26 protein-coding genes are annotated in these 26,950 nt (G+C 33.2%); 8 read left to right on the top strand and 18 right to left on the bottom strand.

The window, feature by feature from the left end; genetic code table 11:
- Window positions 1-7: 7 nt before the first annotated feature.
- Window positions 8-964 carry a TerC family protein gene (locus tag UH7x_RS18230; RefSeq protein WP_482361358.1) on the bottom strand — a complete coding sequence of 319 codons (957 nt, stop codon included), beginning with the start codon at window positions 962-964 and terminating at the stop codon, window positions 8-10.
- A gap of 74 nt (window positions 965-1,038) precedes the next feature.
- Window positions 1,039-1,545, bottom strand: a complete 507-nt coding sequence (locus UH7x_RS18225; RefSeq protein ID WP_482361357.1) for a YceI family protein — start codon at window positions 1,543-1,545, stop codon at window positions 1,039-1,041.
- Between the two features lie 223 nt (window positions 1,546-1,768).
- Here UH7x_RS18225 and UH7x_RS18220 point away from each other — a divergent pair, with 223 nt between their 5' ends.
- A complete protein-coding gene (locus UH7x_RS18220) occupies window positions 1,769-2,092 on the top strand; it encodes a hypothetical protein (protein WP_482361356.1) in 324 nt (107 codons plus the stop codon).
- A gap of 116 nt (window positions 2,093-2,208) precedes the next feature.
- Window positions 2,209-2,571, top strand: a complete 363-nt coding sequence (locus UH7x_RS18215) for a hypothetical protein (RefSeq protein WP_482361355.1) — start codon at window positions 2,209-2,211, stop codon at window positions 2,569-2,571.
- Window positions 2,572-2,616: 45 nt separating this feature from the next.
- On the opposite strand, the gene UH7x_RS18210 is transcribed toward UH7x_RS18215, so the two are convergent.
- On the bottom strand, window positions 2,617-2,919 hold the full coding sequence (locus UH7x_RS18210) for an HPF/RaiA family ribosome-associated protein (protein WP_482361354.1): 303 nt from the start codon (window positions 2,917-2,919) through the stop codon (window positions 2,617-2,619).
- 220 nt (window positions 2,920-3,139) lie between these two features.
- On the opposite strand from UH7x_RS18210, the gene UH7x_RS18205 reads away from it, so the two are divergent.
- From UH7x_RS18205 to UH7x_RS18195, 3 genes are all read left to right on the top strand, one after another.
- Complete coding sequence (locus UH7x_RS18205) at window positions 3,140-4,636, top strand: DUF4832 domain-containing protein (RefSeq protein WP_482361353.1); 1,497 nt, start codon at window positions 3,140-3,142, stop codon at window positions 4,634-4,636.
- Window positions 4,637-4,909: 273 nt separating this feature from the next.
- A complete protein-coding gene (locus UH7x_RS18200; protein WP_482361352.1) occupies window positions 4,910-5,224 on the top strand; it encodes a hypothetical protein in 315 nt (104 codons plus the stop codon).
- A gap of 140 nt (window positions 5,225-5,364) precedes the next feature.
- The gene (locus UH7x_RS18195; RefSeq protein WP_482361351.1) at window positions 5,365-5,586 is read left to right on the top strand and encodes a hypothetical protein; all 222 of its coding nucleotides are present in this window, start codon (window positions 5,365-5,367) and stop codon (window positions 5,584-5,586) included.
- Window positions 5,587-6,693: 1,107 nt separating this feature from the next.
- Here the strand turns inward: UH7x_RS18195 and UH7x_RS18190 are convergent.
- From UH7x_RS18190 to UH7x_RS18170, 5 genes are all read right to left on the bottom strand, one after another.
- Window positions 6,694-7,161 carry a cupin domain-containing protein gene (locus UH7x_RS18190; RefSeq protein WP_482361350.1) on the bottom strand — a complete coding sequence of 156 codons (468 nt, stop codon included), beginning with the start codon at window positions 7,159-7,161 and terminating at the stop codon, window positions 6,694-6,696.
- A gap of 8 nt (window positions 7,162-7,169) precedes the next feature.
- Window positions 7,170-7,697, bottom strand: coding sequence for a carboxymuconolactone decarboxylase family protein (locus UH7x_RS18185; protein ID WP_482361349.1), 528 nt, complete (start codon window positions 7,695-7,697; stop codon window positions 7,170-7,172).
- A gap of 247 nt (window positions 7,698-7,944) precedes the next feature.
- The gene (locus UH7x_RS18180) at window positions 7,945-8,418 is read right to left on the bottom strand and encodes a cupin domain-containing protein (RefSeq protein WP_482361348.1); all 474 of its coding nucleotides are present in this window, start codon (window positions 8,416-8,418) and stop codon (window positions 7,945-7,947) included.
- Between the two features lie 12 nt (window positions 8,419-8,430).
- Window positions 8,431-9,546, bottom strand: coding sequence for an alpha/beta hydrolase (locus UH7x_RS18175; RefSeq protein WP_482361347.1), 1,116 nt, complete (start codon window positions 9,544-9,546; stop codon window positions 8,431-8,433).
- 47 nt (window positions 9,547-9,593) lie between these two features.
- Window positions 9,594-10,355 (bottom strand): hypothetical protein, encoded by a 762-nt coding sequence (locus UH7x_RS18170; RefSeq protein ID WP_482361346.1) that lies wholly within the window; start codon window positions 10,353-10,355, stop codon window positions 9,594-9,596.
- A 150-nt stretch (window positions 10,356-10,505) separates the two neighbouring features.
- Here UH7x_RS18170 and UH7x_RS18165 point away from each other — a divergent pair, with 150 nt between their 5' ends.
- Together UH7x_RS18165 and UH7x_RS18160 are read left to right on the top strand one after the other, a co-directional pair.
- A complete protein-coding gene (locus UH7x_RS18165; RefSeq protein ID WP_482361345.1) occupies window positions 10,506-11,420 on the top strand; it encodes a helix-turn-helix domain-containing protein in 915 nt (304 codons plus the stop codon).
- A 522-nt stretch (window positions 11,421-11,942) separates the two neighbouring features.
- Entirely contained in the window at window positions 11,943-12,146 is a 204-nt protein-coding gene (locus tag UH7x_RS18160) for a hypothetical protein (protein WP_482361344.1), read from the top strand.
- Window positions 12,147-12,298: 152 nt separating this feature from the next.
- On the opposite strand, the gene UH7x_RS18155 is transcribed toward UH7x_RS18160, so the two are convergent.
- Window positions 12,299-13,813: a DUF4403 family protein gene (locus UH7x_RS18155; protein WP_482361343.1), complete on the bottom strand. Its 1,515-nt coding sequence runs from the start codon at window positions 13,811-13,813 to the stop codon at window positions 12,299-12,301.
- A gap of 278 nt (window positions 13,814-14,091) precedes the next feature.
- Between UH7x_RS18155 and UH7x_RS18150 the strand changes: the two genes are divergently transcribed.
- Window positions 14,092-14,916, top strand: coding sequence for a helix-turn-helix domain-containing protein (locus UH7x_RS18150; protein ID WP_482361342.1), 825 nt, complete (start codon window positions 14,092-14,094; stop codon window positions 14,914-14,916).
- Window positions 14,917-15,218: 302 nt separating this feature from the next.
- On the opposite strand, the gene UH7x_RS18145 is transcribed toward UH7x_RS18150, so the two are convergent.
- The 9 genes from UH7x_RS18145 to UH7x_RS18105 all read right to left on the bottom strand — a co-directional run bounded on the left by UH7x_RS18145 (window position 15,219) and on the right by UH7x_RS18105 (window position 26,454).
- On the bottom strand, window positions 15,219-16,082 hold the full coding sequence (locus tag UH7x_RS18145) for an HNH endonuclease family protein (RefSeq protein WP_482361341.1): 864 nt from the start codon (window positions 16,080-16,082) through the stop codon (window positions 15,219-15,221).
- Entirely contained in the window at window positions 16,079-18,355 is a 2,277-nt protein-coding gene (locus UH7x_RS18140) for an AAA family ATPase (RefSeq protein ID WP_482361340.1), read from the bottom strand. The genes UH7x_RS18145 and UH7x_RS18140 overlap by 4 nt, the downstream gene beginning before the upstream one ends.
- Window positions 18,352-19,695: a hypothetical protein gene (locus UH7x_RS18135; RefSeq protein WP_482361339.1), complete on the bottom strand. Its 1,344-nt coding sequence runs from the start codon at window positions 19,693-19,695 to the stop codon at window positions 18,352-18,354. Before UH7x_RS18135 ends, UH7x_RS18140 begins: the two co-directional genes overlap by 4 nt.
- A 2-nt stretch (window positions 19,696-19,697) precedes the next feature.
- A complete protein-coding gene (locus UH7x_RS18130) occupies window positions 19,698-21,701 on the bottom strand; it encodes an ATP-binding protein (protein ID WP_482361338.1) in 2,004 nt (667 codons plus the stop codon).
- A gap of 8 nt (window positions 21,702-21,709) precedes the next feature.
- The gene (locus tag UH7x_RS18125; protein WP_482361337.1) at window positions 21,710-22,681 is read right to left on the bottom strand and encodes a DNA-methyltransferase; all 972 of its coding nucleotides are present in this window, start codon (window positions 22,679-22,681) and stop codon (window positions 21,710-21,712) included.
- A gap of 56 nt (window positions 22,682-22,737) precedes the next feature.
- Window positions 22,738-23,946: a patatin-like phospholipase family protein gene (locus tag UH7x_RS18120; RefSeq protein ID WP_482363627.1), complete on the bottom strand. Its 1,209-nt coding sequence runs from the start codon at window positions 23,944-23,946 to the stop codon at window positions 22,738-22,740.
- 228 nt (window positions 23,947-24,174) lie between these two features.
- The gene (locus UH7x_RS18115; protein ID WP_482361336.1) at window positions 24,175-24,534 is read right to left on the bottom strand and encodes a hypothetical protein; all 360 of its coding nucleotides are present in this window, start codon (window positions 24,532-24,534) and stop codon (window positions 24,175-24,177) included.
- 16 nt (window positions 24,535-24,550) lie between these two features.
- Window positions 24,551-24,736, bottom strand: coding sequence for a hypothetical protein (locus UH7x_RS18110; RefSeq protein ID WP_482361335.1), 186 nt, complete (start codon window positions 24,734-24,736; stop codon window positions 24,551-24,553).
- 11 nt (window positions 24,737-24,747) lie between these two features.
- Complete coding sequence (locus tag UH7x_RS18105; protein ID WP_482361334.1) at window positions 24,748-26,454, bottom strand: hypothetical protein; 1,707 nt, start codon at window positions 26,452-26,454, stop codon at window positions 24,748-24,750.
- Between the last annotated feature and the right edge of the window lie 496 nt (window positions 26,455-26,950).

The raw sequence follows: 26,950 nt of genomic DNA, 5'->3' as shown, positions 1-26,950 counted from the left end.
TTCTTTTTTAATCGTTTTTTTGGACTTCCTCTTTTTCAGGAATTACCATAGAAACAACTATACCGCTTATTAGTGCAATAGATATAACAGCTAACGATACCCATTCTGGTGGATGGACATAGCTGGAGAAAAGCATTTTTAAACCTACAAATGCTAGTATGACTACCAGACTATAGTTGATGTATCTAAATTTATCTAGCATTCTTGAAATTAAGAAGTACATAGATCGTAGCCCTAAAATGGCTAAAATATTAGAACTAAAGACGATAAAAGGGTCTGCAGTAATTGCTAAAATGGCCGGTATACTATCAAGTGCGAATAGTATATCGGTCAATTCTATTACAATAAGTGCTACAAATAAGGGCGTGGCGGCATTAATACCCATTCGTTTTACGAAAAAGTCGTGACCATGAATGGTACCTGTAACAGGAAATACCTTTTTTATTTGACGAAAAACCCATGATTTCTTAGGGTCGAAATTTTCTTCATCAGATTTCAACATTTTAAAAGCAGTCCAGAGTAGAAATATTCCAAATACATAGATAATCCAATCGAACTTAGTGATTAATGCAACTCCGAATAAAATCATTAAGGCCCTAAATATTATAGCGCCTAAGATGCCCCAGAATAATATGCGGTGCTGATAAATTGCAGGAATTTTAAAAGACGAAAAGATAACAGCGATTACAAATACATTATCTACACTTAAAGAAAGTTCAATAAGATAGCCGGTAACATATTTTAATACTGCTTCATTCGGTGTAAGGTTCGTGGGGTTGTCAATTAAGCCGCTAGAAAATAACCAATAGATAACACCACTAAAGCTCAATGCAATGGTTACCCAAATAGCTGTCCAGATACTAGCTTCTTTACTACGGACAACGTGATCATTTTTATGAAAAACACCTAAGTCTAGTGCTAAAAAAACGAGAACAAAGGCAATGAATACTCCCCAAACCCACATAGTTTAATTTTTAAGGACGCGAAGTTAAGCAACTTTTATAAATGTTAAACAAAATGTTGTATTCATATTGATTATCAATTAAGTATGAATATCATATTAATTTTAACTGTATTGTCTTCTGCATGTTTTTTTATATTGATTCCGTATTCAGAAGTATTTATAGTCGCGATACCTATAAGTTGATTCCCCTTTTTTACAAAATTAATGGTCATTGGTTTTTCGATTGCTTTGATTGCCAATATGCCTTGTACGGTGAAACCAGAAGTGGTATTTTGCACCGATGTGCTTTCGAAAAATATTTTAGGATGCAATTCTTCATTAAAGTACTTACTGCCTTTTAGTGCCCAATCGCGAAGAAAAATTCCCGTTTTGATGGTTTTGACAGTAACGGCACCTTTCAATTTTGAATTTTCTATAGTATCGAAATCTATTTCTGTATCTGAAGAGAATCCAGCAATTGTTCCATCTACATCTTTGGCTTCAAAATTAAAAGTTATTTCGGCTGATTTTATGGTTGAAACTTGTCCGAAATTTAAGATAGGGTAGAGGACTAAAAAAAATAGAATCAGTTTTAATTTCATTATATTAAATGCTAAAGTGTGAAATCAAAGTTATCAATTTTGGTTTTGTGGTTGACAATAAGTTTACTTTTTAGAAGTTTTAGTTAAAAAGGTGTAGTTCATCGATAATCTCATTTAAGGATTTCGATAATCGGCAATTAATTTCGACAATCGGCTGTTAACCCTGTTGTTTATTGCTCTTTGTAGATTTTTATTTAACTTGCAACGAGAACTTTATATGAGAATGAAAAAGAATATTTTAGCGATACTCAGTATCGGATTTTTAGTTTTTAGTACAACTACGCTTTCTGCGCAGCAAACTAAAGAAGAGAAAAAGAATGTGCTTTCTGATGAAGAAGAAGGACCATTAATGTACAAATTTGAGCCTAATTTCTTGTCTGCTGTTGAAATGCGACAAGAAGAAATTAATAAGGCTAGGGCGGTAATAGATACCATGCAAATTTCGGATCGTAAAAGACGACGACTTTTACGCGATTTACACAAAAACCCAAATACGGTATCAATTTCAAAAACTTCGGTTGCCGACACCAAGTTTGAAGACAATTAGCGTTTAGAGAACAATCCCCAAAGTTCTTTGCCTACTTAAAGTGTTGCGACACATTGCTATGTGAATTATTCGTATTTTTAATAACGGATGTTTTACATCACAATATTATTTTGAACATGACAAAGTTTAAGGGGCAAATCACACTATTATTTTTAATTATTGCTACAGCTGTGCAAGCGCAAGATTCAATTTCTTATGCCGCTGACGAAGAAATTAGTGTGAAGAAGCATACAGTAATGGAAAAGTTTGAAGCTGATTACGTCTTACCAGTTGCAGAACGTAAACGTATGAAAGTAGAACGCCGTGAAGTTATTGCACATAGAAAAAGCATTCTAGATACTTTAAACATTTCGGATCGTAGACGCGAACGCTTGTTTCGCGAATTGAATAAAAATCCTTTTTCAGATAAAGTAAACAAACAGTTTGCTGAAATAGAATTTGAAGACGAAGACCCAGATATGGTCAATAATAATAAATAGAATGCTTTTTGTTCTTGTAGCTTTTTAGCGAATGTCAAATCGCAATTAGTGCGACTTCATTTTATCTTTTCGCTTACTTAGTTGTCTTTCCAACTCACCAATAGATTCTTTTGCCGAAGCTTCGAATACACCTGTACTAGATTCTGAAAATAATCGTGGTCCTGGAGCACTCAACCGAATATTGCAAATTTTACCTTTGTTTTCTTCCGAAGTGTTTTCGGTTTTGAAAAATACATCTGCACGTACGATAAAATCATATTTATCGGCTAACTTATTTAGGTGCTTTGTAGCAAATTCTTCAAGGCGTTCGCTTGCCTTTACATTGTGATATTCGAAAATTATATTCATGGAGGTATTGTTTTATTTAAAGTTACATTTCCATATCCATATGGCAAAGAAAAATTGGGTTAAAACAAAGCTAAAATATTAGGTGTACGTACACATCTAGATTAATAAAAGGTAGTGCTCACTTTGTTTACTTTGAAAGGCAATAATTTCCTATTACTTAGAATTTAAGAATCACTTTTAAAAAGGTAAATTTGTGATGCACTTTTTAAAAATTGAAAAAATGATTCGAATTTTGCTTACGTTTTGTGCTTTTACATTGGTATTGGTTTCTTGTAGAGAAGTGAAAACAACGTATGTAGATCAAGCTTATACGGTAGACCTTCAGGAATTTACCAATCCAGAACGTGGCTTCTATCGTCCTTTTGGTACACAATCGAGTAATTTTAAAGCGTTGAATGCAGAAGAATTATTAGCCTTACAAAAACCGAATCCCGCTGCGGGTGGTTTTTCGGTAGGGAGTACCTTAACCTATAGATCTTATCAATTTGATACGTTTCGAGATAAGCCACTTGATGAAGATATTTTACAGGCTATTCAGACCGATATGAATACGGTTAGAGCGGTAGGGAATAAAATAATATTACGATTTACCTATTCTTCAAATTGCTGTACACCACCTTTTAATGATGTGCCTAAAGAGATTATTTTTGAACATTTAGACCAATTAGAAGCACTAATACACAAAAACACAGATGTAATTGCTGTTGTGCAAATGGGACTAATAGGACCTTGGGGCGAGCAGTTTTATTCGGATTATTTTGGGGATTTGGAACACGGACCGGTGACAGCCCAGCATTGGTTGGATAGAAATGCTGTTATTCAGAAATTATTGGATATTGTACCAAAATCTAGAATGGTGCAAGTTCGTGCGCCCTATTATAAATTGCGTTATTTAGAAGGGGAGGAGGCACTACCAGAAAATGCTAAGCCACTTACAGCTGAAGAGGCATTTAGCGAAAGTGACAAAGCACGTTTAGCCCACCATAATGATTGTATTTTGGCAAATGCAGATGATTACTGGACCTATAATTCTTTTCATACATGGCCGGCAACGAGTGATACCTTGAATTTGAAAAAGTACATTGCTGATGAAACTAAATATTTAGTTTTTGGAGGAGAAACTTGTCCCGGTGGTGCAGCAGGGGAGGATGTTTTTAGTCCGTATAACGATTGTATCTCCGAAGGAGGGAATGCACAGAATTATTTAAAACGATTTCATACTTCATTTTTGAATACTTCGTGGTCGGGAGCTGTTAATGGGGATTGGACCAACAAATGTATTGATGAAATAAAACGGAATTTAGGCTATCGATTTGAGCTTAGAAAAGGAAATTTTCCAACAACACTTATAAATGGAAAACCTTTTAAAATGCAATTAGAAATTGAAAATGTAGGCTATGCTTCACCGTATAATTATAGGGCTGCAGAACTCATTTTAAAAGATAGTACTACACAAAAAGAATACCATCAGAAATTGGATGTGGATACGCGTTTTTGGTTTACAAATGAAGTGCAAAAAATTGCTACAAAGGGCGTATGGCCAGAAAAAGTCTCAAAAGGGAACTATAAGCTTTATATCAATTTTCCGGATGCTTCAGAAAGTATTGCAAACCGACCAGAATATGCTATTAGAGTAGGGAGTTTAAAAGATGGCACATCGGTATTTGATGCCGAAACTGGGTGGAATTTGTTGTTCAATGATATTGTGGTAAAATAAATTGATTTATTAGTTAGTTGGCTACAACTATTTTAGAATTTCTATCGTATATGTTTAGCGTAAAAGTGAGAACTGCGTAAGAAGAAGTTCAATATTAATAGGGTGTTAGCAGGTATATTAGCGGTGAAGCTCAGATATAGGCCGTTATTAGAAAGTTAATTCTTTATTATCAAAAAGATTATATACTGTTGATTTTCAACACAATGTTGTTCTTTGTATTGCGTTAGAAAGTATACACAACTTATTTTTCACAACTTAATCAACCTAGCTATTATGAATGCTCTATTAAAAAACACCGAGAAAACTTATGTGATTAGAGAATTACAGCGTAAGAGAAGTGCTGTAGATCAATTGCAACGAAAATTGAATTCGTATACTTGTGTACCAAAGACATTTCATCTTTTTGAAAAAATGGCCGCACTTAAAGCGGAATTAACATCTTTGGCTAACAATACTTCAGAGTTAGTAGCGACTTTACAAATAAACGATATCGTAATTGTAGACTATATAGAAAATGTAGAATTGCAATTTTCACGTTTTAATGTTTTGCATAACGAAATAGAAGAATACATACAAACTTCTAGATAAGGGAAGGAGCTTATTGAATTATCTTTTGGATGATTTATTTAGCTTGTAGTAGTAAGACTATTTAGAATACAATACCAAAAGCGGCAATCTTTGCGGCTATAGTGGTATATTTATATACGTGGTATTAATAAAGTAGTCTTATGAAAGTAAACCTTTTGTCTTGTGATGCTCAAAGACCGGATAGCAGAGCTATTGCGCAATGTATTACAGAAATAGGATCTGTAAGTGCATCATTGGCGCACGAGCTTACTGCAATTCTTTTAGAAGGCGATCCTGTTGATATTGAATTAGGCGATAAAAGTACGGGTACTGCTTTAAGAGCGTTACGGAAACTTAGTATAGATTACGAGATTTTAGAATAAGTTATCGAGAGGCTTAATATTAGTTTGTTGCTATTTTAGATTGTCCTGTGGATGATTTAAAATTTCGGCGAGATGTTGCAGGAGGACTTCATAATATGAATTTATAATTTATTTTGTGAGATATAAAAAGTAAGGTAAACAGAGGGTCTTCAAATATTCTATTTTACATACGCGAGCATTTTAGATTATCCTGTGGATGATTTAAAATGTCGGCGAGATGAAGCAGAGGGACTTTACAGATAGAATTTATAATTTATTTTAAAGGAGAGTTTTTAAGTACTATGAATAGTGGGTTCTTAAAAAGTCTATTTTACATAATATAAATTATAGTACAAAGTATAGCATTTGAACCACACAAAAGAATATACGTTTGTAAGCTATAATTCTATATTATATAAAATATCCCTCAAGCTCCGAGAATCGATTAAAACTTACAACAGGGTCATTAAACTTTTTTAAGCGGTGTCTGCGACGCATATTTTCATTTGTACCATAATTTGCCGTTATGTAAAATAGCCGCTGCCAAACGCTCGATTGCTTTTTAAAATCAAATTGCTCAGGCAATTTATTTTAAACACAATTTGCCACAGCTTGCCAACGCCATTTAAAAGCTAGCATTTTAGATTCTTTCAAAATTTGAGTATTCGAGGAAATGTGTGCAAAATTTTTTTCTACGACATTCTCGTCAGCTTGCCGCAACAGCTAAAAATTACTCTGCGAGATAATTTCTTAGCCCTTGCTAACCTCTCGTCTTGTTTGAAGTTTTTTTGAATGTGTTCCTAACATTATGTAAAATAGACTTTCAGCATTGTACCCGTAAGCGTTTTTATTTATCTTTTTTTCTTGATAAAAAAAGAAACAAAAAAATCAAGGCTTACAGATAATTTTAGAAACAATGTACGGCTCAGTCGCTATATTCTAGAAATCATTTTAACTCTTAAGACCACTTTGAACTCTTTGAAACATTAAGATGGTCAAAAAACCTTATAACCAGCCATCTAGAATATGGCCGCTCCCCTCGCCTATTGTTTAGCTAAAATTCTCTTAGGCCATAACGTTTACTTCAATAACCAACGTTTTAGAAACTACTTTTGAATAGAAAATTATTCAGATACCATTATATTCTTCGTCTAAAACCGGTTTAAACCACTGCGCGGGTCCTTTATCGCGACTTGAAATTGCTATATGTGCAAACTCGGAATTTGGAGCGGCACCATGCCAATGTTTAATATTTGGTAAACACTTTATCGTCTCTCCAATGCGTAATATACGTTTGGGTTTTCCTTCTTCTTGATAGTAACCTTCACCTTGGGTTACGATTAATATTTGCCCAGCTGGATGTGAATGCCAATTGGTATGTGCAGCGGGTTCAAAAGTAACCAAACCGGCATACATGGTATTTAAACTGTCCGGTGCTGCCAACATATTTAACCATGCGGTACCTGTAAAATTCGAATTTTCTATTTTAGTCCCTTTCTCGAAAAGTTGAACTTCCTTTTTACTTTCCTTTGGCGTGTTACATGCTGTCAAAAGTATCAGTAAAATGGCAATAGTATAGTATCCAGTATTTTTCATGGTTGTTTTTATTCAGTTCGTCTTTTCAATACTTCTGTAAGGACTGTTTTTGTTGCAAAAACATTGTCTTCAGTTGTAGTAATCACTAAGGTTTCAGTAAACTCTTTCAATTGTTCGGCTTGCCAGCCAACGTTCAATGAAAGGTTTAAGTGGCTTCTTAGCATAGGCTCTAAACTTCCCAAACTTGCAATGACGGAAATGGTCACCAGTTCACGTTGTTTATAGGTAAGCACATCTCGCTCAAAAATATCCGCAAATAAATGCTCTTTAAGAAACCTGTCCATTTCGGGTGAAAACTTTTGGTATTCTGGTTTTCCATCTAACGGTCGTCCAACAAGTTCTTCCAAAATAGTCTTTCCTCGTTCATATTTGCTTCTAGAATCGTCAATAGTTGTGGCTTCTGGGCCCCACTCATCTTCTATACCTTTAGCCGTCCTTTCTTCCAGTACTACTAAAAGTGTTTGCAAACCGCGTATACTTCTTGGGAACCCGGCATAGGCGTACAAATGAACCAATACCTCTTTGGCTTCATTCACGGTTAGCTTATGATCTAATCCTTCATGGAGAACATCCTTGAGCTGAGATAAATTGCCTTGGGCAGTGTGACTTGCAATTTTGATTATACTTTTCTCTTGGTTGGATAAAGCATTGTCTGATGTTGCTTGTTGCGCTATTGATTGACAGCTGATAAATAATACTAACCCGACGAATATATTCGCCGTGCGAAGGATATTTTTTAAACGCATGATAGGTCTTAATGACGTTACTTTCAGTAGTGGTGAATTAGTCGTTCAGTTGATCGGCAACACTATCATAATATTCTTGTGTTACCACTTCGGTCCATGTGGTGGGTTGTCCTCCTCCATAAATTGCTAAATAGGTAACATCACTATCTTTAGTTGAAGCGTGCCAGTGCTCTGTTTCTTTGTCACATTTGATTACATCGCCTGCTTTAAGTATCACAGGGTCTTTTCCTCTTTCTTGATAATAACCTTCACCGTCTACGTAAATAAGAACTTGAGATGTTGAATGTTTATGCCAGTCTAATGTAGAATTAGCCTTAAAAGTGGCTTTGGTAATATTTAAGTCGGTTTCATCATCAGCCTGTAATACACCGCTCAACCAAGCTTCGCCAATATAATGCGTATTTGGTGCCTTGAAGCCCTCGTCTTTGTATGAAGACACTTTGTAGTCCGTATTTTGGGCAAAAATGCAAATTGGAAGCATAAACAGTACTATTGTAATTAGATTTTTCATTTCTTTTATTTTTTAGTTTAATTTCTTTTCTTCTAGCCAATTGTACATTACATCGGCTATTTCTTGATTGTTTAAATCGGACATAGGGAAGTGCGTATTTCCCTTGATTCCTATTTCCGGTAACACAACTAAAGTTACATCACCACTAGCGTCGTTTACTGTTTTTGTCCATTTACGCGCCATGGAAAGGGCGGCGCGCCATTGGTCTTGACCAGGGTTTTTAACTTCAATTTCAGGGATGTAATCCCCATAATAAATTACAATGGGAATTTTGGTCAGTTTTTGAAATTCTTCCAATGAAATACCTTTAGCACGTAATGTTCCGCCCACATAAGAAATAGGTTCAGGAATGTTATCTTCTGGAAATACAAAATTACTACCAGGTTCGTAAGCTACTATAGCTTTTATTCGATCGGTCTTTAGAGCTGCACTCCAACCTTGTCCGCCACTATGGGAATGGGTAACTAGGATTCCGTCACCAATTTTTCCGAATAATTGAGAAACCGCTTCAATATTTAGATTGATGTTTAAAGGTCCCGTATCTGGAGTACTACGACGGAAGAATTGATTTAAAGCTTCAGGGTCCTTAGAAAATTGAACGTTCGGATAAAAACGTTTACCCTCGCCCATTCTGAATATGCCGAACCACAGTTGGTCTTCAGTTTTAGCTTCCAATGTTTTTGGTTCTAAGCTTTGTCCTGCCAATCCCCTTCTGGGTTGATCTAATAAATAGACAGGATACCGTTTTTTAAGGAATATACTTTGAAACCCTTCCCTGCCATCTGGAGTGCTTTGCCAAGTTCGCATGGACTGACCGTAGCCGTGCCAAAACACTAGCGGTAGTTTGCGAGATTCCGTAGGAATTTGATAAAATACCGATGCGTGGTCACCATGCAAGGTCTGCCCTTCGGTACTTTGATTTGAAGGATTAAAAGCACCATGGGCAATGGGGTCGAAAGTTCCATGGCTTTTCTTAACCGAACCACCAACGGCAAAAGTCCCTTGTTTTTGAATAGAAATAATATCATTCGTTTCAACAGGAGTATCTGCTATTTGCTTGTTTTGTTCATTACAGCCAATAAATAAAAGTATGCTACTAAGTACTAATGTATATTTTAGCTTTATCATGTATTACTTTGTTTTTGTAGTTATTTTAATAAGGGTTATGCCTTTTCTTAAATCTTTCTTTTTGTTGGAAAACTATAGTTCAATAGCACGCTCCAAGTGAAATCATCATCGGGCAATATTTGGGTGCTTATGCCTTTATTTATAACACCTGTCAACGAAAATGGACATTGCTTTTTACCAATGGTCAAGAACGCTGAGGTATAATATCCGGTTAAATCGTCAGAGGTAAGATAGTAAACTTGTGGTGTAAAATTTATATAAAACGATTCTGAAATGGGAAATAGACTAAAGGCAGCATTAAGCACCAAAAAATTAGTTTCTTTTACCCCTTTATCAAAACCTCGGGCGTACAGATAATACATGCCAATACTAGTATGCTTTGATAATTTATAACTGGGTATCACTTCGGCACCTAAATATCTTCTAGATTCTAAAAGTTCTTCGGTATTGCCGTTTCTAATAACATTTACAGTTCTAAAATTCAGTCCGGGATGCGCCCCTACCCTCAGTGAAAACTTTTCTTTTTCAATCGCCTTATAGCGAAACCAAAAAAGCATAGTCCACGGTTTGGCATCGAGAGAAAAACGCATGTCAGGCTCAAAACTTAACTTTTTTTTGGTGAATTTTAAATCGAACAGCAATGCGGGATCACCTAAAGAAAAAGAAGGAACTAATGAAACGCCATTATGGGTTATACTTGCACTTCCTCTAAAGTCATCTAAAAACCTATAGTTTTTATCTTTTGCATTTTCCTGCGCATTAGCAGTACTTAATAACAGCAACAACATTAAAGTTCCTATCTTCTTCATTGTACTTGATTACAATGCCAAAATTAGGGGAAGAACTTAGGTGCGGTACTACCCAAATAACGGATGTTTATACCAAAATTACAGATAATACATATGTAGCTTGATGATGTGATCATCAATAGGTTATCTTTATTTCAAATACAATGAGTCGTGAAGAATATTTTAGAAATTAAAACCATTGCAGACTACTTTAAATTGAGAAATTACGAAGTTCTGCATCCTTTGGTAGGTATTGTCGATTTTAAAAAGGTAAACCAAACCGGATATACCAATAAATCGTACGACGGATTTCATTACAGCTGTTATGCTATTTTTTTGAAAGATGCAGTGGGTTGTAAACTTAAGTATGGCGGTAACTCATATGACTATGACGAAGGTACCTTGGTTTTTATGGCGCCCAACCAGACTATTGAACTTGGCGGTTATGAACCGGGTTTTGTACCCAAAGGCTATGCTTTGCTTTTTCACCCAGACCTATTGCTGGGTACAAGTTTGGCAAAAAAGATTCACGAATTTAATTTCTTTGCGTACTCAAGTAATGAGGCTTTGCATTTATCCGCTAAAGAGCGAAAGCTAATCTTGAGTTTATTGGAAAAAATTCAGTTTGAATTGGAACAGCCCATTGATAAACATAGCAAGAAACTGATTGTGACCAATATTGAGCTATTTTTAGACTATTGCCTTCGTTTTTATGACAGGCAATTCATTACACGTGAAGTAGTGAATAAGGGTACTTTAGAGAAGTTTGATCATCTACTTTCTCAATATTTTTCATCGGAAAAGCCAAAAAATAATGGTTTACCTTCAGTAGCATATTTTGCGGATCAGCTTCATTTATCTTCCAATTATTTTGGTGATCTGGTTAAAAAGGAAACCGGCAAATCTGCCCAAGAATTTATTCAAGCGAAATTGATAGATGTAGCTAAGGAAAAAGTATTCGACCCTAACAAATCAGTGAGTGAAATCGCCTATGAACTAGGTTTTAAATATCCGCAACACTTTAGTCGGTTGTTCAAACAAAAAGTAGGGCGTTCCCCTAAGGAGTTTAGGGCCTCTATTAATTAATTGAAGTTAAAACCATTTCACACACATTACACTCCCCTCCTACCGTCGGCTCGTATAATAAGTGTTCCATTACCTTTAGAAGAAAGTTTTTAGAAAGAAAAAAACAAGGAAAAAAGTAGAAACTTTCGCTTTTAACCAAAGCTCAAGTTACATAACGCGGAACATTATAGTACAAATTCGTTCAATATGTAAAACGGCGTATAGCTGTGCTATTTGATATAATTGTAGATATAGCGCCTTTAGGTCTATATCGTCAACAATTATGTCAAAGCCGTTTTTCTGGAAAGTATAAAAATATTTATAGAACGGGCTGATTAAAGTATAACCGTTTTACTGGAAAGTTAAAACAATCGTCAGCAATTTTGTCAAAGCTAAAATGTCGCGACCAGAATAAAATTACCTATTGTGTGAGGCAGCCGCTGCAGCTCGCCACCAAAAGAAATCAGCCACTGGCTAATTTCTTTTGTCACGAATTTAAAAGCTAGCCTTTTAGATTCATTTAAAATTCTCGTATTCGAGGAAATGTGTGCAAGATTTTTTTCTACAGCATTATTCGCAAGACTTTTATTGATTTTTAATGGTGCTTATGAATGCTTCGCATTTCTCGGCAGCTTGCCGCAACACGGCAGTATTTTTGAAGGTCTGGTAGACCTTTTAAAATATGCGCGAGATGAAGCGCTGGCTCTACGAGATAATTTCTTAGCCCTTGCTAACCTCTCGTCTTGATTGAATCTTTTCTTTAGGTGCTTCTAACATTATGTAAAATAGGACATAAATTTTAGAGATTAAGTATCTCTGAAATTTTGGGCCAGTTGTAGCGTTGGTATTGATTAGCACGGTGTTTATTGAATCCTATTTTCTTTGTTTGAAGTCCGTAATTAGTTATTTAATTCTAATGAAGACAAATCAAATGGATCTGTTTTAAGTTCTCCTCTGGCATTAAACAAAAGAACCAAGTTTTCATTATTAATATGGAAACCCTCAAAATCTAGATAATCCAATGTCCCACGAATAGTCAAGCCATCCAAAAGAATTTCAGATATAACTTCCTTAGCAGTTATAAAATGGTCATTGTAATCTTCTGAGAAGTCATAAGTTGCAGATTCAATGATTTCTTCATAAAATTTTCTGTTTGCCATCCAATTCAAGCCTTTATCAATAAGAGCCGAATTTGTATTTGGTGTTAATTTAAAATCTTGGAGAAAAATTGTTTTTTGTTCTTTATTATATGCGGGAACAGTAGTGATATATAAACTCCCCTTAGTTCTTTTGGCTATTCCTTTTGTAACCTTAAAACCTATGTCTATCAAGATTCCTGCCTTGTTATTTTCCAGGATTATCCCTCTCATTTTAATTTCTTTAATCTTGAATTCGTTATTCCCTTCAGAATAAACCTGATCAGAATACTTAGTATTCAGCAAGTCTGTAATTGTTTCAAAGGAACCGTTAATAGGTAAAGATATATTGAAGCCACCTTGTTTTTTTTGATCAATGATTAAATCACCCATGGGTGTTGATCCTTTGACTGGAACATCGGAAATAGAAACTTTAGAAGCTATGCCAAAAGATAAGTTTATCATATTATTTGCGCTGTTCAAATTATCAAAATATACTATTTGAGGATTATTGTTCAAATAGAGTTTGCCATCGTCAATACTTATTGGTTCTTGAAATTTTGGCCATAATCTACCCACCTCTTCTTTAAGATCAATCTTGCTTAATTCCGAATTAATATAATCCTTAATTTGTTGGTCAATGGTCGCCGAATAGTTTCTTAATTGAGGTTCAATCTCATCTCTAATAGAAATATTAAAACGTATTACGTTGCCAATCAAATCAAAACTTAAATGCGGGTTGTTGTTCAATACAGCGTTAAAAGAAGAATAAACGTCCAAAGAATAGTCAGGGTTCATGCTAAACCCAAGAGTTAATTCTGTCATAATTTCGACCGTGGTATTTCCATTTTCCGTACTTGTAACGCCAGGAGTAGCACAACCATTACCAAAGGGGTTTGGTGTTGAGCAACAGTCCCCGTCTCTCCAAAACCCCACGCATGCAGTATAAGAACCACTTGCATTTACAGTAAGGGGAATATTAAATTTTAATTCGTTTCCACTAGGTTTAAAGGAAATAGGCTTGTTTCTAATTACCTCATATGAATAATTCTTTGTATTGCCTTCACTACCGGAACCACGATGAACCACCCCATTAGGGAGTTGAGATTCTACTAATTCCATCAACTGGACACCTTTAATAGATAAAGGAAGAAAGATTGTGGATTCTTTAGTCTCGGGTAGGTCTTCTAATTTTCCTTGTTGTGGGAAATCCACTTTTAGCCTTTCTCCACACCCAAAAACAAAAATTACCAAAAAAAATAAAATAATACGTTTCATACTTTTATGTTTTGTGTTTAATAAAACCTTTTAATTTCAAATGTTAAATCAAAAGGAAATAAATGTAAAACACAATACCCATTAGTGGGTAATTATCTAGAAATCAATTCATTATTTCATCATACACCCCTCACCTCTTATGTTCCATAATAAATAATAGATACAAATAATATTTCACCATATATGATTCCGGTTATAGGATAACACTCCGATTTTGGCTACTAATCAGCGTTAATGGAACAAACTATATTTATATATTGTGCTGACAAACGAATAAGATGACACCTACCAAAGATTACAGAAAATCATTTCAAATTATTAGCTTCGAGCGAGAATTAAACAAAGAAACCCTCTTTAGGAATATACTAAGGCTTTCCTTGGTTGCATGTTTATTAACTTTATTAATGGAAGCTTTTGTTCCGTTGGGTAATACCTATTTATTTACCCTAAATGTGTTGATTTCTTCCTTCATCGCGTTGGTCATAAATTCTTATGGGAAACATGAAGAGTCCTATCATTTTTTTTCTTTATCCACGACTACGGGTTTTTTTATTTTAAGCTTGTCTATTTCCAAGGTTTATCCTTCATTTATAAATCTATATTCTCTTGCGATTCTTTTTGTGATAGCATTTATACCTAGAAATGGATATATACTTATACTCTATCTGTTATATTATACTGTATTACAATTATTTCTGTCCCATCATTTTTTATCACCATTTTTTACCCATTTCCTTTTGTATGAGTGGATTTATGACGCCATTCACATTGTGGCGTATAACGTGGGAATATATTTTATCGCCATATACTTTATTAAATTCGCCAACGTACAGAAGGATGAAATTGATATGCTGAAAACCGAAAGTGATTTTTCTATCAATCGTGAAAAGGTAGATTTTTTAAATCTATCAAAATTTGAAACGTTATCAACACGAGAGAAAGAAATAGCTCTATTAGTTGGAGAAGGATTGACCAACCTAGAAATCGGAGATAGATTGTTCATAAGTGCCGAAACGGTCAAAACCCACAGAAAAAATATGAAGTCAAAACTATCAATCAAAACAAACAAGGACTTTTTTCATTTTGCTCTATTTCACAAGTGAGAAGTATCAAATGGTATTATAACACTCTCTGCTTGCTTGCGGAATTCTTCTATGAAATAGAGTTTCTTTTCTTTTTTTCTTGATAAAAAAAGAAACAAAAAAATCAAGGCTTACAGATAATTTTGGAAACAATCACGGCTCAGTCGCTATATTCTAGAAAGCATTCTGACTCTTAAGACCGCTTAAAACTACCTTAAACATTATGGTGTTCAACAAACCGTATTGCGAGCCCTCTAGAATATGGCCGCTCCCCTCGCCTATTGTTTGGCTAAAATTCTCTTAGGCCACACGCAAACCACGAACTAAACAATAATTCCAAAATTTGAACTAAGAAAGGGATTAATAATTTGCTTGGCCATAGCAATATACTCTTCTTCCGTGTTTAAATATTTTTTTAACCGCTTCATTTCGCGCTTTAAAATCTTATCAAAATATAATCTTTTACTTGAGTTTGCGGTATCCAAATTATCATTCACATTATTAACTGCATCAATAACTCTTTGGATCTGAGCTTTGATATCAATTAATAGTTTTTCTCTAGACTGAACCAATGGAATTCTTTGCAGTACATAAACTTCTATGGACTCTTTACCTTTATCTGTAATACCTCTGACGACCCCACTATTAACATCAAACTCTAAATGATCCTCTGGGTCATCAATACAGGGTTGAATTAAAAGTCTATAATTTTCCTCATCAGTTATATCAGAATTGTGACTTAGAACATATTTAGAAGAATCTGCCAATGGAAATTGATTCATTTTTCCCATTGTTTTTTTATGAGTTTCACCAATTACTAAGTGTCTAAGTTTTTGATTACAATTTCTACAGGATAATAATAAATTATCCCAATCCGCTGCAAGCCAATAATAGCCTGGTTTTAGAGCTACGTTTTCCTTTGTTAAAACTTCCCCTTTTGGTCTAAAATGCTCTATGTCACCAGAGTAAACATGCAAAAATTTACTTTCACAATAGGCACATTTTCCATTAAAAAGATCAATTAAGCTATCTTTTACTTTTGGATTCGAATAAACATTAAATTTTAAATTTTCTGGTTCATTATTATTAATACACTCTACATTTTTATTTGTTTCCTTAATGCCAGATTTTTCTGGATTAATTAGGATTTCAGGAACAGGGTGCGATGCTTTATCAATATATATCATAACATTTCATTATTATCTGAATCCAATTGCTTCCATATATCTTCAACTCTCCGTTTTACTTCCTCCTTTAAGTTTTCAATTTTTTGATTTTTAATATCTACCGTTTTTGTTTGTGCAATTAATTCATCTATAACATATAAAGCTAATTCTTCTCTTAAAGTATCGCCTAAATATTTAATCTTTGATACTTTATCACTTAGAGTCATTAACCTTTCTTTATCTTTTCCAGTTCTATCACTTTCTTCTTTTGCAAGTAAACCATAGTATTCATTAAAAACCTCCTCGGTTTCAGGAGATATTGCACTACTTAATCCAAAAAAGGGAGATGTCAAAAGTTGGTCTACTCTAAATTTACTTGGGTCTGGCAGCTCTGTTATAGGCAGTATATTATCTTCTTTATCTTTAGTTAAAACAACTACTTCACCTTCGTTTAAACCCCTTAAACATAAAGGTTCGTGAGTCGTAACTATAAATTGTAATTTTGGAAAAGCATTTCTTAGAGATTTTACAATTCGCATTTTCCACCGCGGGTGTAAATGAGTGCCTAACTCATCAATTAAAACGATACCTTCCGCTAATTCAAAACTCACATTTTCTCTTATGAAAAATGCCATGATATCAACAGCAAGAGCTATTACAGTTTTATATCCATCACTTTGCTGTTCTAAAGATTGCTTTTTTCCATTTTTATAAATCCATATTTCTTTTTCTTTTAAATCCTGTCGAATCTCATCATTTATTGGGTCAAGAAGCAATAAATCTTTTAACGTTAAGGCAATTTTACCAAAATCAGAAGATGTCCAACTTTTCCTAAGCAGCCATTTTTTTGCGTCTGTTAAGGAGTAACTATAGTCAAATAGATTTAAAACTTTTATTGAACCTCTTGTTCTAATTTCTTCTTGAATATTGTTTTTAGGTAACACTCTTACTGAACCATAACCCGCAAGTAGAGTGATTGCAGATTTTCTATTTGTGATAAAATCATTAGAATCACTTGAAAATTCGATAGAAACTGGCTCCTTATCACCAACTAAAAATAATTTTATATAGCCCTCTTTTTCCTCATTTTTCAACAACCTATTTGGAGTAATATCTTCCAGCTTTTTTCTGTACGTGTCCCCCATCAAACAAAGAGAAATTGCTTGTAATATTGAACTTTTACCTACTCCATTTTCTCCTAAAAAAACAACCCAAGGCTCTTGTAATTCATTTGTTGTATTAAAATCTTCTGTAGAAAAGTCTTGCGATGAAAAATCTCCAAGATTTGATGAATTATTAAAATCAATTTTTAATTCAGAAAAGCACTTGAAATTTTTCAACTCCAAAGATTTCAAATAGACTTGACTTTTAATTTTAGAAAAATCAACTTTTTCTTCATCAACTAAATCAGCAGTAGCAATAGTAAAATTTTCAATTTCATTTAGCCTATTATCAACAGAAGTTATTGTTTTTTTGTCATCCATAAACTTCATGGATACAAAATATTCTTTAATCTCAGCATTTGAATCTAATCTATCAGTAATTAACATTCTCCTTGATGCTAGATATGGCTTTTTATTATTTCCTTCAATTATTGACATCCATTCGGAAAACATTGATTTCAATTCAATAGAATTATCAAGGTCAAATATTTTTGTGATTCTTTCCCAACTACCAAATTCCTCCTTAATAGCTTCATATCTGGATGAAACTAAATCTTCTCTATTTAATTTTAGTATCTCAATAGTAACTTTTCCTTTTTCTGTTAGTGGAATTGCATTTCCTTGCTTATCAAAAGTCAAATGTTCTTTTGGTCGATCAATACAGGGGTCTATTAATAATGGTTTTTCTTTTTTAATTATTTCTTGATAAGGTGTTTTTATTTGTGCGGGCTTATTATTTAAGGGGAACCATGTCGCCTTATATCTATTGCACACAGGGCACGAATAGTAGAGGTTATTCCATTCATACATAAGCCACCAGTAATGTTCTGGGCTAAAACTTTTGTCATATCCTCTAGCACCACTTTTAGGTCTAAAATGATCTAAATCACCAGTTGAGGCAGCAGGGTTAATTTTTGATTCGCAATAAGCACATTTTTCATTAAACAGCTCTCTTAAACTGATTTTTAAATCCTTTTGAAATTCCCCTCTAAATGGCTGACTAAATCTTTGCTGGTTTTTTAACTTATCCCTTCGAGTATAAAACTCTTCAAGTTTTTCAATTGCAATAATGGTTTTTTCAGAATCAAATATTTTGGGCTTAGGTACCCTATTTCGATCTATATAAATCATTTAATAAGGGATTTAGAAAACTTCTCTAGTAATATTGTACTAGGATGATTTGATAATGAAATTAGCTTGTTGGCTAAGGCAACTGGAATGATAGAGTTATCATACATATCACATCTTAACTTTTCTATATTATCTAAAATAATATCGAAATTTTTGAAATCAAGTTTTTCCGGATTAATTACTATATTTTCATTTTCTACCGGTAACGTAATCACATGCATTCTGCCTTGTCTCGATTTAAATATTAATTTTGAACTATAGTATGATGTACTAGCATAAGGGGCTGGTGTATCAGGATTACCTGGCAAAATGTACTTGTAAATATGTTTATTATTTAAAAGGTATGCTTTTCCTAATTTGAAAGGCTCCATATCCTTAATTTCCTCCGCATGCTCAACAAAAGCGCCACTTTTTTCTAAACCAACTAATAAAACATTATAATTATCAAAAAGAAAATTACACAAGTTTCTCATTGGTTCATGAAGTCTTGCTGTTTGTCCAAAAAAGGCTAAAGGACCGTCTTTGATAAACAAAATATTTTTTAATAAGTCTGGCTTGTTGGAATAAATGAATTTTATAGTATGAATAATATTAAAATGCTCCAATATGTTTGTCAAATAACCTAAAATACCGCCGGCTCCTAGTTCATCATCAATTACTTCATGAAACCTAAAAACATCAGTTATATATATGACCTCTTTACAAACACACGAGCGAGATATAAAATCATTATTAAAATCATTCTTATTAAGTTTCACTTTTTTCTCACCACAATTGGGACAACTGGCAAGTTGAAAATCAACATCCTCATCCTTATAGGTTTCAAATAAAAACCAATGTAAAGTTTCTAATAAACTGGTTTTATCCTTTTTATTTTTAAAATACTCGAATATGCATTGCCTTATAGAATCAGTAAGGGTCAAATTTTCCTTGTAAGCGACATTTTTCGTTGGTAGTACCAATTTATCTCGTTCCAATTCTTTTAACTTGGACATTGATTCCCTTGATATAAATGGCTTTTCTGATAAACTGTTTAGATCTACAGTTTTCAAAACAAGAGTCCCTATTTGAAAAAAAGAAATTTGACTTGAGGGAAATGTTTTCTTGACAGAAACAGTTGAATACCCACCATCAACTGCGACAATAAGATTTACAGTATTCTCTTTAGGATATTCAATATCAACAAGTAAAGATGGATCTAAATGAATCTCTTCTTTAGATTTTGGATACGAGCAATTCGATATAAATTCTTTTACAACTTTATCGTTTATTATATGTGAATGAGAAATTTTACTTGCATTCTCATCTGGTCTTCTTCCAGTTTTACTTGAGTATGCCATCGTTATTTTACTTCAAATTTATCTATTTGTACAGGTACAACAAATGGGTTTGAATATGTTTTCATTCTAACAAAGCCTTTATCATTCTTTGCACTAAACCTTGTTAAAGATTCGGTAAAATCACTAAAATCGTAATATTTCTTTAGTTCCCTTGTTTCGTCATCATTATTTAAATGGGCTATAAACCAATTCTGTGTATTCTTGAGAATATTTGAGCTAATAGAACTAACTTCTTGTGTTGCGTATATCATACCTAGATTAAGCTTTGCTCCTTCTTTTGCTATTCGATTATAAATCTGACTGAGGTCTGAATCATCTTTTTTGGGAAAAAGATTATGCGCTTCTTCATAATAAAATTGAATAAAGTTATTAGGCTTATTATTAATAAATACCTTCATAGAATCATCGAAAATTTCTTTACACAGCATTTCCGAATACATTCTCTGAATTTTTGGAGGTCCTTGTGAAATGTCAATTATCACAATTTTTCCTTGCCTTAATAAATTCACAATATCTACAGTAAATGCACCATTACCCGTTGCTGTATGTTGGTCTAGAATACCTCTTAATCTTAGGAATCCATCATTGTCTACAGCACCACCTGACCTTCTTTTTCTTGTTAAAAAGACAAGTAAAGCTTTCAAGTCCGCATCAGCCCATTCTTTATCTTTTGAAGATCGATATTTCTGAAAATAATCTAAACTCTCATAATTTTCCCAAATAATACTAAACCAGTTAATTGCTTGATCGTAGGTTATGCCTTTAACGGGATCTAATGAGCCGTCTTCTTTAACCAGTTTATTCAAGATTGCGTTACCTTGAAATTTAATTGTTTTCATGTCACTTGGTATTTCAAACCCCGCAGATTTTAGACAACAGAAATATGCCGCAATCTTTCTTTCCCACCTACAGACTGCACTTTTATCTGTTTTATCTAAAGGTTCCTCTAAACTAACGGCAAGTAAACTCTTTACAAAACCTGCAGAATCATTTGCTAAATAGCTTTTTATTAACTCAAATCCTGATTGAATTTGTTTAAAGAAGTTAATCTTCATTACGACAAAGCCATCTTTCTTTAAAACGCTATATCGAGTAACATCATCTTTAAACATTTCAAAAATTGCAGTTCCTTCATCTTGCATATTGGGGTTTGCATATTCTCCATTTACATCGAAAATTATTTGGCCTACTGGATATTTAGGCGCTCCGTGCTCACTTAAAGGTTTTAAATTTCCTTCAATACTACCATCATAATCTTCTAATTTAATAGTGGCTTTGGAAGATATTTGGACTGTAGCTTCAATTACTTTTTTTACTGTATTGGATTTACCAGTTCTTGTCATGCCAAAAAGAGCAGTTCTTTTGCCTAACAAATCTGATGGATTCATATATACCCTTGCACTTTCTTCTTTACTCTGGAATCTCCTACTAGAACTATATCTGACATAACCAAAATCAAATTCATTTGGGTTTCCTGGAACTATGTCAGGGGAATCACGTTGATTTACTATAAACCCCAAAACATTTTTGTTGACTTTATAAACACTATAATGATGAGCGGAATAAAAATTCTCTAAATCAGCCCCAAATTCAATTTTACCTTCCTTCCTATAGAAAGTACCTAAAACCCGACATTCTAATCCTGAAAAGCTAAACTCATATTTCGTAAAGTCATCTAACTTTGAGTCATCACCAGTTGTTGGTAAATTATCTTTATAGTATTCAATCATTGAACTGACATTAGCGCTATCAGTCGGCAGTTTTGCTGGTGTTAAAGCCCTTAATAAAATTGCTTCTTCAACTATTTCCTCATTATCATAAAACGCTAGTAAAAAAGTGCCTTGAGCAATACCATTTACTTTCATTTTATCATCATCACAGATTAGAACGCTTGCATTTTCATAGGACAAAGAAAATGGTCGACCAGCAAAAAAATCTTTTAGCTTTCCTTCTTTGAGAATATCAGTATTTATAAATTCATTTAGTATTTTATCGTTAGCTGTCATATTACCCATTATTTTATAGCATTCTCTTTTACTAAAGGATTTTGAAATCTAATTTTTGCTTGTTCTAAATAATCTTCTTTTATTTCAAATGACATCCATTTTCTTCTCAATACTTCTGCGCAGAAACCAGTAGTGTTACTACCACCAAAAGGATCCAAAACCAAATCACCCTCATCAGTTAAAAATTCGATAAAAAAATTAATTAAACCACCATTCATCCTAGCTGGATGTGGAGTAACTTCCTTCTCTCTGCATGTCTTCAGGAAAAAATCATTTGAGTTTGTGTTTGAAAAACTTAAAACACTATGAGGTAGCCTAACATCTCTTTTTTCGTCATAGTTATTGAGCTCAAAAAAGTTATGAGCAATACTTCCTCCATGATCTTCTAAAAAGCCTTTTTCACTTATCACATGTTCAGATGGTCTTTTTCCCGAATTATATTTTTTCCTTTTCAAAAGATTAATCATACTCTTGCTATAGGGTTTTAAAACTTTACTATTATCTGCTTTTGGAAAATCTGATTTTGCAAGCCACCAGATATGAGTGTAACTATCTACTGTTCTAATTCTATTAACAGTTACCCATTGTGCGGGAGAAGGGAGTTTTGAAGGATTATAACAAATAAACTCTTGAATAAGTCTAAGACTCGCAGTTGGATGCTTTACTAGACCAAATAAGCACTCTAAATGGAGTAAAGATTGAATTGGCCTATTTGGTTCCCAAGAATTTCCAATTTCTATAACTAATGAACCTGTATCGGATAAAAGATTCGAAAAGACAGGAGCCAAATCGGTAAACCATTTAAGGTATTCTACACCTCTTTCATTACCGTATTTTTTTTTATTGTTTAAAGGAAATGGAGGCGACGTTATTATTAAGTCTACTTTTCCTTTTAATTTATGATTTAACTCATTGGACAAAATTTCAATCGAATCTCCATGAATATACTTTCCCTGTTTAGTTTTATATGTAATCTTCATTTATAATGTTTGATTTGAGTAAATTAAAAATAGGTTACTTTTTCTCATATAAAAAGCTATCCTTCCCATCTTCTCCATCTATCAATACCATCTTGATATAATTTATCTCCCTTAATAAATAACAAATCATTATTCCTTTCTACTTTAAACTCTATTGGTTGGTTATAAATCTTCCCTTTTTGCCATGCTTTGAAACATTCCATAAGAGAAGTTATTTCTTCATCCTTTGTTAAATCCATGTCTAACAAATACAATTTACTAATCAACGGTATAACTTCTTTTGGTGTTGCTGTATCAAAGTGTATTAATGGCGATAACCTTATAATATTTTCATTTGTCGTGAGTCCCGTAGTTGCTTTAAGAAACATCATAGCAATATAATTAGCTGTATCTGGTGGTTGATATAAAATTGTCTTCGCTTGATTCAATACAGTTTCTGAAAAAAACTTTGACTGAGGTTTTAGTTTCAAAAAGAATAGCTTTTTTCTTCGATATTTCAATGCAATTTGTTTCCATTTCCAAAAGCTCTTTTTATCATCCAATGACATTAAGGAATTACTTGTTCCAATGGAAATCATTCTAATTTTTTTTAGATCCACCCCTAGTTTGAAAGCTTCTATAACTCCTGCCAATACTGGGTTATTAAAGCCACCGAGCGCTCCGTCCCACAATTCAAAAAAAATATCACTTTCTTTAGCTTTAAATCTAGCAGGGAAATCAAAATACTGCACCGGGGCATTCGACGAACCATTTATTGCCTGCGTTAGTTTTACAGAATCATAACCATTGTTACTTGATGTATAAGATTTAAAAAATTTTGCTCGATTATTTAGAGCATCGTACGTACAAACTACTATTTTGAGTGATTCCTTTCCGATAAACTTAGGTAGTTCATCCATTTGAACCATATTTATCTTAGGGAAGAAATACTCGAAAGCCTCCTTTTTCTTTTTGGCACTATACTTTGGACCAAAGCCCATACCCAAAGCACGTATGTAGTCAACAGGAAAAAATCTATCCCTAAAAGAGTTTTTGTAAAAAATACGTTCTCGATTTTTCTTATCCTTAAATAAGCTGATAGCTTGGTCTATAGAGTAGTTTTCAGCCAGGGCAGCTAAAACAATACTACCGCCCGAATTTGCTATTATTAAATCGAACTTTTTTAGTAGCTCATGGCCTTTTATATTACCATATCTATCTTTGAGTGTTAAGAGTTGGATAATTGCCCAACTCCCTCCTCCGTCAAGTGATAATATTTTATACATATTGGTCAATAACATTGTTTAATACCAAATAGTTGGCATCTAGAGTTTACATAATTAGAGTTGTGGGAATTAGATTTATTGGAGATTATAAATATATTAATATTTAACAAGTAATCAATTATGTAAAAGCGTAATAAATTTTAGAAAATGTAGTAAAATACCACTACACATACATTACCTTCTCTCCTATCGTTGGTCAGTTAATTGTAAAGGATTCCTTCTCTAGATTTAATTATTCGAAGGTTTTGGAACCAATAACCCAGCTAATGCACCGATGGAAGCTGAGGCTATCATAACAAAAAAATTATTAACGTCTTTTTCTATAAGCTCTTTAGTTTTTGAGTTAGTTGTAGGGTCTATGATTTCGTTGTATTCGTATGGAAAAATACTGAATCCAGCAAAAACTATACATAACAATAGAGCTCCTCCCACTATATAAACTACTCCCATAAAAATTTGCTTATCCCAAATAGGTGGTTTATCGTTCTTTGCTTTTTCTTTCAGAACAGCTATTTGTTCATCTGTAAAACTGTTCTTAATTTCTGAATCTTTTTCTATGGAAGATACAAATTTTTGTAATCTATTCATATTCTTAAATTTATTGTTAGTCATTTTTTAATACAATTGTATGAGTTACGACCACTTTATGAGTTGGAAACCTTTCCTGGTGACGATTTTTAGCATCAAAAGCCTGGGTTTCTGTTTCAAATGAAGAACTGTAATCACTTTCTAAACATGTAACCTTATAAGGCTTTTCCCTGAGAATTCTAATTTTTGTTTTTACACTCATTAGTTTTGTTTTTATAATTGATATTTAAATTTAATAGGTACGGTTAATCGAAGGCCTAGTGTATTTCTTCCTAATAGATTAAGATTAGAATTTACGCGATTACCAATATCATTTAATGAATAGAATAATTCAGCATTTACAACAGACCCTGGATTGTCTTTGTTTTTATAGGATAGTAATAGGCCTATTTGTGTGCTAAATAAAGGTTTTTGCATTTGACTAAAGTTAGCTGTAGGGTAAAGGTGCAATGCGGCAAGGTTACCTTTAAAAAGGAAATAATAAATATCAGTATACAGCCTTAGTCCGGTTAAATTATTTTGATAATCTCCAACGTAGACATTTGTTTCGTCACGAATACTTCGAGTAACATTATTTATGTTAGAAATCAGAGTCTGGTCTTCAAGAGTTAGACTTTTTAATGAGTTTAAATTATCACCGTAGGTAATATTCAAGCCAGCATTAACCAAATAAGATTTCCAACTTTTTAGATAATTTCTACTATGCCATGAATATTGTAAGGTAAGTTCTAAGTTGGCATTTTCACTTGGCATCAATTGCTCTTCGTAAGGAGCTTCAGAGTCATAAAGAATAAAACTTTTAAGCCCACCTTTAAATCCAATAGAAAACCAATTAAATACTGAACCATATGTCTGTACAGCGTTTCTATCGTGTTTCTTTAATGCAGTTTGCAATTTGGTGCCCTCAATACTAATAAGCAATGATTTTTTACTTTTTAGATAAGCTATCTCTTCTTCCAATTCTTTTAATTTAGTTTGATGCTTGGTTTTTTCGTTTACTAAATCTTTTTGATGTTTAATTATATCAAAAGTTTTAAGTTTTAATTTTATAGCGGTCAATTTTGATTTAAGCTTGTCTTTATTCATCAAAGTATTTTTAACCGCAATATCATTTTCTAATAAACTTTTTTCTTCTATACATTTTTTTGTAAAACAATTTTGTAGATTATTTAAGATTACTTGTTTTCGGTCATTGTATTTTGTGCTTTTTTTGGATATAAAATCTAGATATTCTTGAAGGTTCGAGAGTTTTTGTTCTATAATGGCTATCTGTACTTTTAATAAGTCAACAGTGATAGTATTCACTCCCCCCGACTTTTTTATGTATTCAATCTTATTATCGAAATCATCTATTTTAGAAGATGTGGCAATTTTTTTTGCAATAATAGTTTTTAAGTTTTCACCCTGTCTGATGGCTTCTTTTTTCTTTTTTGCATCAGCAAGAAATTTTCTTCTTTGCATACGTTTGGATTTCCAATCCTCAACATCAACTTCAAACTGAATTTTTTTGGAAGCATCTATAAAATGAAACTGAAAACCCACATCAAGATTGTAATTCAATTTATTATTGTTTAAGAGCCTTAATGTACCGTCAGTAGTACTACCACTTATATTTAAACCAAAAACACTCCCTTCACGTACAAAAGATGACGCAAAAGATGCTTTTTTAGCCCCCACATTGATACTTGCAAAATTTCCAATGTAATTAGATGAAACATCAGATAATGCTGCAGTAAACTCTTTATTAAACAATGCTTTACGTTCTAAAGAATTAAGTCTTTGTCCGTTATTTGAAATCTCATCAAAAGATATGGAAGTGAAACCACTTTGTTCCTCTTTGTCTACAACTTGAGAAAAACTTGCAATATGGTAAAATGAAAATGACGTATAAAGTAAAATAGTAAGTGCTGTACATTTCATAATTATATGGTTTAATCAAACTTCAACTTTAAACAATGATTAATCAATACCCATTATTTGGTATTTATATTTCATTAAAAGGGGGAGAAAATTGTAGGAAATAAATTGTTTGAGGAATCTAAATATATTAAAAATTAACAAGAATCCAATTACGGTTTTTTGTAGTCTTTCGTGATTTGTAGTAAAACACCATTCCACACACATTTATTCATGGCTAGTTATTTTGTGTTTCTGAATTCATGCACCTCGTTAAAATCTCGGTGTCACTTCCCTCCTCTCGTCGGTCAGTTAATACGTGTTTATTCATTGCTAGTTATTTAGTTTTTAAAGGTATTCATGAATCTAGAATTTGATTTGGTTGGCTGAAATGCCAAAAAGACATTTGGCCATCGCCTAATCTCATTCTTCGATTTCATTACCTTATAAGAAGAGACTTTTTAGAAGAAAAATTCAAAGAAGATGTAGTACAAAATACTTTGCTTTACCAAAGCAAAGT

The organism is Aurantibacter sp. UH7 (genome assembly GCF_056839165.1).
Note: the sequence above shows the minus strand (reverse complement) of the source record. Positions and strands in the feature narration are given on the sequence as shown.